The 12,213-nt window shown below is 63.3% G+C and carries 12 protein-coding genes; 4 read left to right on the top strand and 8 right to left on the bottom strand.

What is annotated here, in order from left to right; genetic code table 11:
* The first annotated feature begins 65 nt into the window (after positions 1-65).
* The 3 genes from AC1DVW_RS13845 to AC1DVW_RS13835 all read left to right on the top strand — a co-directional run bounded on the left by AC1DVW_RS13845 (position 66) and on the right by AC1DVW_RS13835 (position 2,336).
* The gene (locus tag AC1DVW_RS13845) at positions 66-1,181 is read left to right on the top strand and encodes an ABC transporter substrate-binding protein (RefSeq protein ID WP_477244233.1); all 1,116 of its coding nucleotides are present in this window, start codon (positions 66-68) and stop codon (positions 1,179-1,181) included.
* Positions 1,182-1,258: 77 nt separating this feature from the next.
* A complete protein-coding gene (locus AC1DVW_RS13840) occupies positions 1,259-1,591 on the top strand; it encodes a hypothetical protein (RefSeq protein WP_477244235.1) in 333 nt (110 codons plus the stop codon).
* Positions 1,592-1,676: 85 nt separating this feature from the next.
* Complete coding sequence (locus AC1DVW_RS13835; protein WP_477244236.1) at positions 1,677-2,336, top strand: GntR family transcriptional regulator; 660 nt, start codon at positions 1,677-1,679, stop codon at positions 2,334-2,336.
* 68 nt (positions 2,337-2,404) lie between these two features.
* Here AC1DVW_RS13835 and ftsZ read toward each other — a convergent pair whose 3' ends face one another.
* The gene (gene ftsZ / locus AC1DVW_RS13830; protein ID WP_477244238.1) at positions 2,405-3,406 is read right to left on the bottom strand and encodes a cell division protein FtsZ; all 1,002 of its coding nucleotides are present in this window, start codon (positions 3,404-3,406) and stop codon (positions 2,405-2,407) included.
* A gap of 271 nt (positions 3,407-3,677) precedes the next feature.
* Here ftsZ and AC1DVW_RS13825 point away from each other — a divergent pair, with 271 nt between their 5' ends.
* Complete coding sequence (locus AC1DVW_RS13825) at positions 3,678-3,917, top strand: BrnA antitoxin family protein (protein ID WP_477244240.1); 240 nt, start codon at positions 3,678-3,680, stop codon at positions 3,915-3,917.
* 13 nt (positions 3,918-3,930) lie between these two features.
* Here the strand turns inward: AC1DVW_RS13825 and AC1DVW_RS13820 are convergent, their stop codons facing one another.
* From AC1DVW_RS13820 to AC1DVW_RS13790, 7 genes are all read right to left on the bottom strand, one after another.
* Positions 3,931-4,695, bottom strand: coding sequence for an ABC transporter ATP-binding protein (locus AC1DVW_RS13820; RefSeq protein ID WP_477244242.1), 765 nt, complete (start codon positions 4,693-4,695; stop codon positions 3,931-3,933).
* 26 nt (positions 4,696-4,721) lie between these two features.
* Positions 4,722-5,720, bottom strand: a complete 999-nt coding sequence (locus AC1DVW_RS13815; RefSeq protein WP_477244244.1) for an ABC transporter substrate-binding protein — start codon at positions 5,718-5,720, stop codon at positions 4,722-4,724.
* Positions 5,721-5,774: 54 nt separating this feature from the next.
* Positions 5,775-6,623, bottom strand: coding sequence for an ABC transporter permease (locus tag AC1DVW_RS13810; protein ID WP_477244245.1), 849 nt, complete (start codon positions 6,621-6,623; stop codon positions 5,775-5,777).
* 43 nt (positions 6,624-6,666) lie between these two features.
* The gene (locus AC1DVW_RS13805; RefSeq protein ID WP_477244247.1) at positions 6,667-8,031 is read right to left on the bottom strand and encodes an LLM class flavin-dependent oxidoreductase; all 1,365 of its coding nucleotides are present in this window, start codon (positions 8,029-8,031) and stop codon (positions 6,667-6,669) included.
* A gap of 60 nt (positions 8,032-8,091) precedes the next feature.
* Entirely contained in the window at positions 8,092-8,649 is a 558-nt protein-coding gene (gene msuE, locus AC1DVW_RS13800; protein WP_477244248.1) for an FMN reductase, read from the bottom strand.
* A gap of 147 nt (positions 8,650-8,796) precedes the next feature.
* Positions 8,797-10,152 carry a glutamine synthetase family protein gene (locus AC1DVW_RS13795; RefSeq protein ID WP_477323719.1) on the bottom strand — a complete coding sequence of 452 codons (1,356 nt, stop codon included), beginning with the start codon at positions 10,150-10,152 and terminating at the stop codon, positions 8,797-8,799.
* A gap of 226 nt (positions 10,153-10,378) precedes the next feature.
* Positions 10,379-12,025, bottom strand: a complete 1,647-nt coding sequence (locus AC1DVW_RS13790) for an acetolactate synthase large subunit (protein WP_477323717.1) — start codon at positions 12,023-12,025, stop codon at positions 10,379-10,381.
* Positions 12,026-12,213: the final 188 nt, after the last annotated feature.

Raw genomic sequence — 12,213 nt, 5'->3', positions numbered from 1 at the left:
CCTGGCGCCCGAAGTCGAGTCCCGGAAGACCAGACAATTTTTTTGAAACCAAGAGAGGTACCAACATGCAACGCAGAACATTCCTGAAATCATCCGTCGCCTTGATGGCGATCACAATCGCTGCTCCAGTCCTGTTCGCCGGCCATGCACGGGCGGACGCGATGGCCGACGCCATGGCGGTGGTCGAAAAATATGCGCAGAAAGTCACTGCCTGGGACGGCCCGACCACCGGTCCGAAGGCGCAGCCGGGCAAGACGATCGTCGTGCTCGCCGGCGACCTCAAGAACGGCGGCATTCTGGGCGTCACCACCGGCGTCGAGGAAGCGGCCAAGGCGATCGGCTGGGAGGTCAAGGTGATTGACGGCGCCGGTTCGATCGGTGGCCGCACCGCTGCCTTCGGCCAGGCGATGGCGCTGAAGCCGAATGGCATCGTCATCAACGGTTTCGACGCCGTGGAGCAGGCGCCGGCGCTGGAACAGGCGAAGGCCGCCGGCATCCCGCTGGTTTCCTGGCATGCCGGGCCGGTGATCGGGCCCGATGAAAAGAGCGGCGTCTTCGCCAACGTCTCGACCGACGCCATGCAGGTCTCCACGGCTGCCGCCGACTGGGCCTATGCCGATGCCAAGGGCAAACCCGGAGTCGTCATCTTCACCGATTCGACCTACGCCATCGCCATCGCCAAGGCCGACAAGATGAAGGCGGAGATCGAGCGGCTGGGCGGCAAGGTGCTCGAATATGTCGACACGCCGATCGCCGAGACCTCGCAGCGCATGCCGCAGCTCACTACCTCGCTGCTGCAGAAATACGGCGATGCCTGGACGCATTCGCTGGCGATCAACGACCTCTATTTCGACTTCATGGGACCTTCGCTGGCCGCGGCCGGCAAGGCCGGCACCGACGCGCCGATCAATGTCGCCGCCGGCGACGGTTCGGAATCGGCCTATCAGCGCATCCGCGCCGGCCAGTTCCAGAAGGTGACGGTCGCCGAACCGCTCAACCTGCAGGGCTGGCAACTGGTCGACGAACTGAACCGCGCCATTGCCGGTGAAAAATGGTCGGGCTATCTGTCGCCGCTGCATGTGGTGACGGCCGACAATGTCGAGTTCGACGGCGGTCCGAAGAATGCCTTCGACCCCGAGAATGGCTACCGCGACCAGTACAAGAAAATCTGGGGCAAATAAGCACGCACCGAGGCGGGCGCATCACTCGATGCGCCCGCACAGACGTCTCAAGCGCACAAAGTCAGGAAAGCCTCGCCATGATCATTCGCTACGCCCTCTTCGAAGGTGAAATCCATCCCGGACAAGAGGGCGAATTCCGGCGCTTCGTCAGGGACAGGCTGGTGCCGCTGTGGACGCAGTTTCCCGGCGCCGAGGAAGTGCGCGTTCTCGACGGCACGGCGCGCGACGAAGGTGCGCCCGCCTACGCGATGGCGCTGGCCATTCGCTATCCGGACATGGACACCTGCAACCGGGCGCTTCAATCCGACGTAAGATTTCAAAGCCGGGAGGTCACCGGTGAACTGCTGAAGATGTTCACCGGCCGCGTGCATCACCATGTTTTCGAGGCTAACGAATACGCTCCGGCGTGATCGGGACGGCTGGTATCATCATTAATTGCCGGATGCCTGTCTCTGCGGCTAAACTGGCCGGCCGAGACGGCGCGAGGACGTGATGATGCTCAACGTGGCAGACTATGGCGGCAAGGAAGCCGATGTCGTGCGCGCGCTGGAAGAAGACATCATCTTCGGCCAGCTTGAGCCCGGCGCGCGGCTGGTCGAGGATGTGCTGCTGTCCCGGTTTCCGGTGTCGCGCCACACCATTCGCCAGGCGCTCTACCAGCTCGAAAAGCTCGGCGTCGTTACCCGCGAGCGCAACAAGGGTGCGATGGTAAGGCGGCTGACGCCGGACGAGGTGCGGCAGATCTACGAAGTGCGCGAACTGCTGCAGCGCCAGGCCGCGCTGATGATCCCGCTGCCGGCAAGCGAGTCGTTGATCGCGGAGCTGTTGGAGATCAACCGGGTCTACAACGCCCATGTCGACAACCACTATCTGCGTGGCATCCACGAGGCCAATGACCGCTTTCACATGACTATTTTCTCGGCCTGCGGCAACGACTATCTGGTGTCGTCGATCGACCACTATATGCGGCTCAGCCTGCCGATTCGGGCCAATTCGCTGGCCGACCGCGAGAAACTGGAAGTGTCGCGCCAGCATCACGGGTTCATGATCGAAGCGCTGAAGCGGAAGGACAACTGGGTTCTGGCCCAGCTTTGCGTCGACCATCTGCAACCCAGCAAGATCTACTACCTCGAGGAAGTCGAGAAGGCGGGATAGTGAACGCAGCCGCTAGCGGCAGCCGCGAATGCCGGGCCGAGGCCCATGGTCGAGCGGCGTCGTTCAGTTCATGCGAATTTCTGATCCGCCAGCAGCGGCATCTCAACCGCGCGCCGCAATCCCGTCGCAACCACCGACACCCTGAATTTGCCGGCCAGCGCCCGGTCGAATATGGCGCCGACGATGATGTCGGCGTCGGCGTCGACCTCCTCGCGGATGCGGGTGGCGGCCTCGTCGACTTCGAACAGCGTCATGTCCATGCCGCCCGAGATCGAGACCAGCACGCCCTTGGCGCCGATCATCGAGGCTTCATCGAGAAGCGGGTTGGCGATCGCCGCCTCGGCGGCCCGCTTGGCGCGGCCTTCGCCCGTGGCTTCGCCGGTGCCCATCATGGCGCGGCCCATATCGCGCATCACCGACTTCACATCGGCAAAATCGAGATTGATCAGGCCTTCCTTGACGATGAGGTCGGTGATGCAGCCGACGCCCGAATAGAGGACGCGGTCCGCCATGACGAAAGCGTCGGCGAATGTCGTCTTGGCATCGACGATCCTGAACAGATTCTGGTTGGGGATGACAATCACCGTATCGGCGCATTCGCGAAGCCGCTCAATGCCCTCTTCAGCCGATTGCATCCGGCGTTTGCCTTCGAAGGTAAACGGCTTGGTGACGACGGCCACGGTCAGAATTCCCGCTGCCCGCGCCGCCTGCGCGATGACAGGCGCGGCACCGGTCCCGGTTCCGCCGCCCATGCCGGCGGTGACGAAACACATATGCGTTCCCGCCAGATGGTCCATGATCTCGTCGATCGATTCCACGGCTGCGGCGCGGCCGACCTCGGGCAGGGACCCGGCCCCCAGGCCCTCCGTGATGTGAGCTCCCAACTGGATCAGCCGCGATGCCTTCGACATGGTCAGCGCCTGGGCATCGGTGTTGGCGACGATGAATTCCGCGCCCTGCAGGCCCTCTGAAATCATGTTGTTGATGGCGTTGCCGCCACCGCCGCCGACGCCGACAACCGTTATCTTCGGCCTCATCTCGGAGATTTCCGGCCTGGTCGCGGTGTTCATTGCCGTTTCTCCCTGGAAAGCGGTGGTCGACATAATCGTTGCCGGCACCCGCACGAAAACTTGGTCGCACGGGATGCCAGAATCAGGCTCGTGGCCATGCCACAGGGAATCAGAACGCGGAGTCTGCGGCAAGGTGCAATGCACGTTGCTGATGTCACACGGAAGGTGAATTCTGTGGTTTTGCCGGTGAAATGAACGACAATCTCGCGCCACATGGGTTATCGTGGCGCATTCGTGCAGCGTCAAAGTCGTCGTCACCCGGGGTCAATCCATGGCAAATCCACCGCGCCGACCGACAAATCCGATGGAGGCCGCCGAAGCCGCCTTCAAGCCGATCAAGAAGCCGGCGGCGCCGGTTCGGGAAGCGTCGGTCGCGCCCAATGTCAGGGAGCTCGTTTCAATCAGGATCGACCGGGCCGTGCTGGATCATTTCCAGGAGGATGGACCCGGCTGGCAGGATCGCATCAACGACGCGCTGCGGGAGTTGGTGGCCGGCAAGCCGATCGTCTAGCTCGTCTGCTCGGTCAGTGCAGGCCGAATTCGCGCAGCAGTTCTTCGCGATAGCGCACGAACCGGCTTTCGCTGCGGTCGCGCGGGCGGGGCAGGTCGACGTCGATCAACCTGGCCGCGCCGCCTTTCTCCTTGGGCAGGATCAGCACCCGGTCGGCAAGATAGATCGCCTCTTCCAGATCGTGGGTGACCATGACCATGGTGACGTTCTCCTCGCTCCAGATGCGGGCCAGTTCCTCCTGCATGCCGATCTTGGTCATGGCGTCGAGCGCGCCGAGCGGTTCGTCGAGCAGCAGGATTTCCGGCTGCACGGTCAGCGCCCGGGCGATGCCGACGCGCTGTGCCATGCCGCCCGAGAGCTGTCTGGGCCAAGCGTCGGCGAATTCGGCGAGGCCGACGAGCGCGATGTAGAAGCGGGCCCTTTCCTCGGCGTCGGCCTTGGCCACGCCGCGCACTTCGAGGCCGAAGGCGACATTGCCGAGCACGGTCAGCCAGGGCAACAGGCGCGGTTCCTGGAAAATCACCGCGCGCTCGGCGCCGACGCCGTGGACCGGCTTGCCGTCGATGGCGACGCCGCCGCTGTCGGCGGCCTCCAGCCCGGCGAGAATGCGCAGCAGCGTGGTCTTGCCCGAGCCGCTGGCGCCGACGATGACCAGGCATTCACCGGAGCGGACGTCGAGGCTGAGCGTCCTCAGCACGGCAAGCTGACGCCCGCCCAGCGTGAAGGATTTGGAGAGGTCACGGATCGAGACCTCTCCGCCGCGGTTGGTGCCCGTCATTTCCAGCTCCCAGTCCTTCTCAGCTCTCAGTTGGTCTTGGTTTCACCGGGCCGGTACAGAATGTCGGCGGCCTTCAGCTTGCCCTTGGCCAGGCGGCCGTCACGTTCCAGTATGGCGACCCAGAAATCGATGTCGCGGTCGGTGGCTTGCGCGCCTTCGCGCAAGCCAAAGCCGGTCCAGTAGCGGGCGAGATCGCCGTTTTCGCCGCGCTTGTTGAGGATGTCGGCCAGCACCTTGCGCGCTTCGTCCGGATTCTGCCGCGACCAGTCGGAGGCGCGTGCCGACTGCTCAACGAAGTTGCGGGCGGCGTCCGGGTTGGCGGCGATGAAGTCGCGCCGCAGCACGACGAAGCCGCCGGCGAGTTCGCCCAGCACGTCGGTGTCGTTGAACACGCCGCGCACGCCGCCATTGGCGACCAGCGCGCCGGCGAAGGTCGCCTGCCAGTAGCCGAGGCCCGCGATATCGACCTGGCGCGAGCGCAAGGTCTGTTCGAGTTGCGGCCCGGGCACGACGACGAGGTTGGCGGCATCTGGCGGCAGGCCGACGCTGTGCAGCGCCTCGCGCACCGTGTAGTCGAGATGGGCGCCGAGCGTGTTGACCGAGATGGTCTTGCCGGCGATGTCGGCGATCGATTTGATCGGGCTGTCTTCGAGCACATAGAAGACGCTTTTCACGTCTTTGTTGATGCCGTTGCTCGGATAGGCGGCGACGAAGTCGTTGCCGCCGGAGATCGAGTTGATCACCGCGGCGGTGGCGGCCGAACCAAGGTCGACGCTGCCGGAGGAAAGCGCAAACAGCGATTCCGGGCCGCCGGCGGCATAGCCGACATTCTCCAGCTCGATGCCAAGGTCTTTGAAATAGCCGAGCTCGTAGGCCAGCTCATGCGGGGAGATGCCGCCCCGGCTGGCGAGGTAGCGAAATTTGACAGGTGCGGCCTCGGCAAAGGCGAAGCGGGGCAGGCCGGCGGCGATGATGCCGGCGGCAAGCGGTGCACGGGCTAGCAGGGAACGACGCGTGATTTTCATGGTCCGATCTTTCCTAAGATGAGAGCAGGGGCAGGCCTAGATTGAGAGGGTTGGTCAGTTGACGGGATTGCTCCAGCGGCAGAGCCGCCGCTGCAGGACAACCAGCGCCTGGTTGGCGATCAGGCCGAGGCCGGCCAGGATGACGATCGCCGCGAACATCAGCGGGATCTGGAAATTGTATTGCGCGTTCATCACCTGGAAGCCGATGCCCTTGTTGGCGCCGATCATCTCGGATGCGATCAGCAGCAAGAGTGCCGTGGTGGCGCTCAGCCTCAAGCCGACGAAGATCGAGGGAATGGCACCGGGCAGTACGACGCGGCGGAACACGGTGAGACGCGTCGCGCCATAGACGCGCGCCATTTCGAGCAGCTTTGGATCGACTTCCTTGACGCCGCTGGTGGTGTTGAGCAGCAGCGGAAACAAAGTCGCCCAGAAGATGACGAAGATCTTGGAGGTTTCGCCGAGCCCCAGCAGCAGGATGAACACCGGGTAGAGCGCCAGCGCCGAGGTCTGCCGGAACAGTTGCAGGATCGGATCGAGCGCGGTTTCGACAGCGCGCACCTGGCCCATGAACAGGCCAAGCGGAATGGCGACAGCAACGGCGGCGGCGAAGGCAATGCCGGCGCGCTGCAGGCTGATGGCGATGTCGCCGAGCAAGACGCCGCCGGCGAGCCCTTTCCACAGGGCGGCAACGATCATGTCGACAGGCGGCAGCACCGCCGCATTGACCCATCCGACGCTGCTCGCCACCTGCCAGAGCGCCAGGAACCCTAGAAGAACGCCGTAGCGCGACAGGAAACGGACGGCCGCCCGGCCGCTGGGTCGCAGGAAGTCAGTGTCTACGCCTGTTCCGCTGCGGCGTGCGCCGATCGTGATCGGCCGCTCAATGTGCTGCAAAGTCATCGTCTTGCCCTTTCCCTGGAAGCTGGTTGGCGCGTCGGGGGATTTATTCGGCGGCCAGCACGGTCGAGCGGGCTGATGTCCACGGGTTTTCCGGCCGCCTGAGGCCAAGGTTTTCGCGCAGCGTCCTGCCTTCGTAAGCCGTGCGGAACAGGCCCCGGCGCTGCAGCTCGGGGATGACCAGGTCGACGAAGTCGTCGAGTGCGCCCGGAAGCCAGGGCGGCAGGATGTTGAAGCCGTCGGCGGCGTCGCTGGTGAACCATTCCTCGAGCAGGTCGGCCACCTCAGTGGCGCTGCCGACGATGGTGTAGTGGCCGCGCGCCGTCGCTACCCATTGGTAGAGCTGGCGGATGGTGAAGTTGTTCTCGTCGGCGATCTGGCGGATCAGCGCCTGGCGGCTCTTCATGCCTTCGGTTTCCTTGCTCGGCGGCAGCGGGCCGTCGAGCGGATAGCCCCTGATGTCGAGCGTCTGGCCGGCGAGGCCGTTGAGCAGAGCGACGCCGTCCTCGGGCAGGATGAGGTCGTTGAGCTGCTGGTACTTCTCTCGCGCCTCTTCAGTTGTGCGGCCAACGAAGGGCGCCACGCCGGGCATGATCAGCACCTGGTCGGGATCGCGGCCGACAGCCGCCACGCGCGCCTTGATGTCGCGATAGAATTCCTGCGCCGTCTCCAACTTCTGATGAGCGGTGAAGATGACCTCGGCCGAGTGCGCGGCGAGCCCGCGCCCATCCTCGGACTGCCCGGCCTGCACCACCACCGGGTGGCCCTGCACGGGGCGCGGCACGTTGAGCGGACCTTTGACGCTGAAATGCTCGCCCTTGTGGTCGACGTCGTGCAGCTTGTCCTTGTCGTAGAAGCGGCCAGACTGCTTGTCGCGGATGAAGGCGTCGTCCTCCCAGCTGTCCCACAGCGCCTTGACCGTGTCGACATGCTCATGCGCCCTTGCATAGCGCTCGGCATGGTTGGGCTGGACATCGCGGTTGAAGTTCTGGGCGGTTTCGTCGCCGGCCGAAGTCACGACATTCCAGCCAGCCCGGCCGTTGGACAACAAATCGAGCGAAGCGAATTTGCGCGCCAGCGTATAGGGCTCTTCATAGGTGGTGGACGCTGTGGCGATGAAGCCCAGATGCGTGGTCAGCGGCGCCAAAGCCGCAAACAGCGTCACCGGCTCGAAGCCGGCGATCTTGGCGTTGCCGCCTTCGCGGGCGCCGAGGCCAACCGTCAGATTGTCGGCCAGGAAATAGGCGTCGAACAGGCCGCGCTCGGCGGTCAGCGCAAGCTGCTTGTGGAACTCAAAATTGGTTGCGCCGTCGGCCGGCGCGTCGGGATGGCGCCATGCCGCAATATGCTGCCCGCCACCAGGCAGGAAGGCGCCAAGTTTGATCTGTCGGGACTTGCTGGGTCTGGTCATTGCGCTTTCCTTCTGGACTGTGCGGGAAGGGGATCCTGGATTGTTGGTCAGTGGCGCGTTTCAGGCGGCAACACTGACGCTGGCGGGCACCCCGATGATCCGGCTTGCCTCGGCGACTGCTTGCCGGGCGCGGGCCTGGATGGCCTCGGACACCAGCACGCCATTGGCGAAGTCCTTGTCGGAAGCGTAGATCGCGGTCGGCAAGGTCAGCGCCTCGAAGAAGCCGAACAGCGGCCGTAGCTGGTGCTCGACAATCAGCGAATGACGCTCGCCGCCACCGGTCGCTGCGAGGATTATCGGCTTTCCCCTGAGCGATGACGGATCGAGCAGGTCGAAGAAATGCTTGAAAAGCCCGGTATAGCTGCCTTTGAAGGTGGGCGAGCCGACGACCAATATATCGGCGCCCAGCAACTGCTCGACGACGTTGCGGGCCGATGGATCGAGATCGGCAAGGCGCCTTGCCAGCGGGAAGGAAGGACCGAGATCCTCGATGTCGAAGACGATCGAAGCCGCGCCGGTGTTTTGCGCCACTGCGCCGACGATGTGGCTGACGAATGCCTTGGTTTTCGACGGACGGGTCAAATTGCCCGACACCCCCACCACCAGCTTTTTCGACATTTTGGGCTCCTCGCAAAGCATTCGATGTGCATTAAGCCTACCGATTTTGTAGAATTAAATGAGCGAGGAGATTTCAAAACAAACCCGGCAAGCGGATTGAGTTTGCGGCAGATTGCCGTTGATTGGATTATTCGATGCGAAGGTGACCTAGACGCTTTCGAGATAGGTCTCGATCTCGAAGTCGCTGACATTGAGCGCGAACGTGTTCAGCTCCTGGCGTTTGCAGGCGATGAAGGAGTCGCGCAGGATGTCCGGGAAGATCTCCGCCACATGCTGCCCGCTCTCGAAACTGGCGATTGCCGAGGCCCAATCCGGCGGCAGCTTGGCCGGCGGAAGTCCTTGCCCGTCATTGCCGGCGGGATCGCCTGGCGACAGCTGCCTCTCGATGCCGATCAGCGCCGCACCGAGGATTGCCGCAAGCACCAGGTATGGATTGGCGTCGGCTCCCGACACGCGATGCTCGATGCGGCGTGCGCTCGTCGGTCCACCGGGAATGCGGATGGCGACCATGCGGTTCTCATAACCCCAGGCAACCGCTGTCGGTGCATAGGAGCGCGGCCGCAGCCGGCGGTAGGAATTGAAGTGCGGCGCAAATACCAGCGTGCTCTCGGCCATGGCGGCGAGCAGACCACCGACCGCATGGCGCATTGTCTCCGAACCCTGGTCGCTACCGTCGTCGAAGACATTGCGGCCTTCAGTATCGGTCAGGCTGAAATGGACATGAAAACCGTTGCCGGCACGGTCGCCATAGGGCTTGGCCATGAAGCAGGCGGCAAAGCCATGCTTGCGGGCTATGCCCTTGACGGTGCGCTTGAACAGCACGGCATCGTCGGCGGCGCGCAAGGCATCGGCGACATGGTTCAGATTGATCTCGAACTGGCCGACGCCGTTCTCGGCAATCGCGGTATCGACGGGAATGCCTTGCGTGCGGCAGGCGTCGTAGACGTCGTGGATGAAGGCTTCGAAGTCGTCGATCTCGTCGATCGAAAGGGCCGCGTCGGAATCGAGCCGGCGTCCGGTCACCGGTGACACCGGCCCGACCGGCCGCTGCGATTGCGGGTCGACCAGATAGAATTCAAGTTCCGTGGCTGCGACCGGCGTCAGGCCAAGGGCTGCGTAGCGATCGAGGATGCGGGCCAGTGCCCGCCGCGGGTCGCCCAGAAACGGCGCGCCGGTTTCGTCGGCAAGCCAAAGCGGGACCAGGGCGGTCGGGTGTGCTGTCCAACTGACAGGCAGGATGCCGCGTCCCGTCCATTGGCAAAGGCCGTCGGCGTCGCCGGTCGAGAAAACCAGCGCATTGCCTTCGATGTCCTCGCCCCAGATGTCGAGCCCGATCAGCGAAAAAGGCATGCGCAACTTGCCTTCGAGCGCCTTGCGGGCCTGTTCGACCGGGATGCGCTTGCCGCGCATGATGCCGTTCAAGTCGCACACCGCAGCCCTCAGGCTGTGGATGTCGTCCCTGCTTTCGAGCCAGTTCAAAACGTCCGCAATTGCATCGCTCAATTTCCAACCCCTGGTTTTTGAAGGCCGCAACCTCTTGGGTTGCGATATCCCTGATAAAAATAGCTTCGTGAGTTTCGGAAAACCGCTCCGGCTGGCGCCAGATGCTTTTCCTTCATTTTTTCAATTCACTAGCCGGGATATCGGGAGGCATTTCAAAACCAATTGTGCGATTTGCATGGCAACATAGAGGCATGGCAGGAGAAAGCCAAGCTCGCGCGTCGAGACATCAGATCCCGGGCGCTGCCGGCAGCCGCTGGCTCAGTTCATCGACTAGAACCCGCTTGTTTTCCGAATAGTCGATGGGGACGACGACGAGATGCACGCCGCCGCCGGCGAAGGCATTCTCCAGAGAGGATCGCAGTTCACTGACCGCGCTGACCCTGGTTCCCCTGGCGCCATAGGCCTCGGCATATCTGACGAAGTCGGGATTGCCGAATGTCATGCCGAAATCGGGAAACTGGTCGACCGCCTGCTTCCAGCGGATCATGCCGAAGGCGTTGTCCTCGATGAGCAGGACGACCAGATTGAGTTTGAGCCTGACGGCGGTTTCTAGCTCCTGGCTGTTCATCATAAAGCCGCCGTCGCCGCAGACGGCCATGACGCGACGCTCGGGATAGAGCATGGCCGCCGTCATCGCCGAGGGCAGGCCGGCGCCCATGGTCGCCAGCGCGTTGTCGAGCAGCAGCGTGTTGGCGACGCGGGTACGGTAGTTTCGCGCGAACCAGATTTTGTACATGCCGTTGTCGAGGGCCAGAATGCCGTCCGCCGGCATGACCGCGCGCACGTCATGCACCAGCCGTTGCGGCGTGAAGCGGTCTTCGGTGGCGCGTGCGGCAATCCGGTTCAAGATGCCCTCGCGCAGCGGCAGCAGGGCTTGTGCGTTGGGGATCTTGCCTTCGACGCGGTCGGCGAGCAGCCTGAGCGAGGCGCCGATGTCGCCGACCACCTCCGTCTGCGGAAAATAGACCTGCTCGACATTGGCCGGCTGATATCCGACATGGATCACCTTCGGCCCATTGGCGCCCATGATGAAGGGCGGCTTCTCGATCGTGTCGTGGCCTATCGTGATGATGAGGTCGGCCTGTTCGATCGCCTCATGCACGTAGTCGCGCTCGGAAAGTGCGGCCGTGCCCATGTAGAGCTCGGTTCCGCCGGGCACGGTGCCCTTGCCCATCTGCGTGGTGAAATACGGGATCTGTGTTCGCAGCACGAACTGGGCAAGGTCGGAGGTCGAGCGCGGCCGCGATGCGGCAGCCCCCAGCATGGCCAGCGGACGCTTTGCCTTGATGATCATCTGCGCGGCGCGATCGAGCGCGAGCGGACTGGCCAGCGGAAGCTCGACCGGGTGCGGCGGGATCAGCGCCGCCTCTTCGCATTCCTCGGCTGCGATGTCTTCGGGAAGTTCCAGGTGCACAGGTCCCGGACGTTCCTCCTCGGCGATGCGGAAGGCTTCCCGCACGACGGCCGGGATCGTCCTCGGCGAGATGATCTGGCGCGAATGCTTGGTCAGCGGCTTCATCGCCGCGACGATGTCGACAATCTGGAAACGAGCCTGACGCGACGACCGGATGCCTTTCTGCCCGGTGATCATGACCATCGGCATGGCTCCGAGCAGCGCATAGGCCGCACCGGTGGTAAGGTTCAGGGCACCGGGCCCGAGCGTGGTGATGCAAACGCCCGGCCTGCCGGTGAGCCTGCCATAGGTCGCCGCCATGAACGCTGCGGCCTGCTCATGGCGGGTCAGGATGAGCTGGATCGACGATTTGCGAATGGATTCGACGACGTCGAGGTTTTCTTCGCCCGGAATTCCGAAGATGCGATCGACGCCCTCATTCTCGAGGGCGGCAATGAGCAGGTCAGAACCCTTGTACACGAGGCAACTCCTGGAATGAACGGATCTGGTGAGACATTTTGCCGGCGATATAAATCCAACTGAATCAGTAGGTTGTTGATCGTTTCGCTTTCAGCCCAGTCAACTCTTTGAGGCGTTGAGACTGTTTTGAACATCAATTGACGTTAATTTAACATCGCGATATGGTTCATTTGGCCGGTATGGGTGCC

This window comes from Mesorhizobium sp. P3_B5, from assembly GCF_056402815.1.
This window is presented reverse-complemented; position numbering and strand designations above follow the sequence as displayed.

Bases quoted from the DNA above. Each gene is read 5' to 3' on its own strand.
- AC1DVW_RS13825 (WP_477244240.1), top strand. From the start codon at position 3,678: ATGGCAAATCCACCGCGCCGACCGACAAATCCGATGGAGGCCGCCGAA.
- AC1DVW_RS13845 (WP_477244233.1), top strand. From the start codon at position 66: ATGCAACGCAGAACATTCCTGAAATCATCCGTCGCCTTGATGGCGATC.
- AC1DVW_RS13835 (WP_477244236.1), top strand. From the start codon at position 1,677: ATGCTCAACGTGGCAGACTATGGCGGCAAGGAAGCCGATGTCGTGCGC.
- AC1DVW_RS13805 (WP_477244247.1), bottom strand. From the start codon at position 8,031: ATGACCAGACCCAGCAAGTCCCGACAGATCAAACTTGGCGCCTTCCTG.
- AC1DVW_RS13820 (WP_477244242.1), bottom strand. From the start codon at position 4,695: ATGACGGGCACCAACCGCGGCGGAGAGGTCTCGATCCGTGACCTCTCC.
- AC1DVW_RS13840 (WP_477244235.1), top strand. From the start codon at position 1,259: ATGATCATTCGCTACGCCCTCTTCGAAGGTGAAATCCATCCCGGACAA.
- AC1DVW_RS13810 (WP_477244245.1), bottom strand. From the start codon at position 6,623: ATGACTTTGCAGCACATTGAGCGGCCGATCACGATCGGCGCACGCCGC.
- AC1DVW_RS13815 (WP_477244244.1), bottom strand. From the start codon at position 5,720: ATGAAAATCACGCGTCGTTCCCTGCTAGCCCGTGCACCGCTTGCCGCC.
- ftsZ (WP_477244238.1), bottom strand. From the start codon at position 3,406: ATGAACACCGCGACCAGGCCGGAAATCTCCGAGATGAGGCCGAAGATA.
- msuE (WP_477244248.1), bottom strand. From the start codon at position 8,649: ATGTCGAAAAAGCTGGTGGTGGGGGTGTCGGGCAATTTGACCCGTCCG.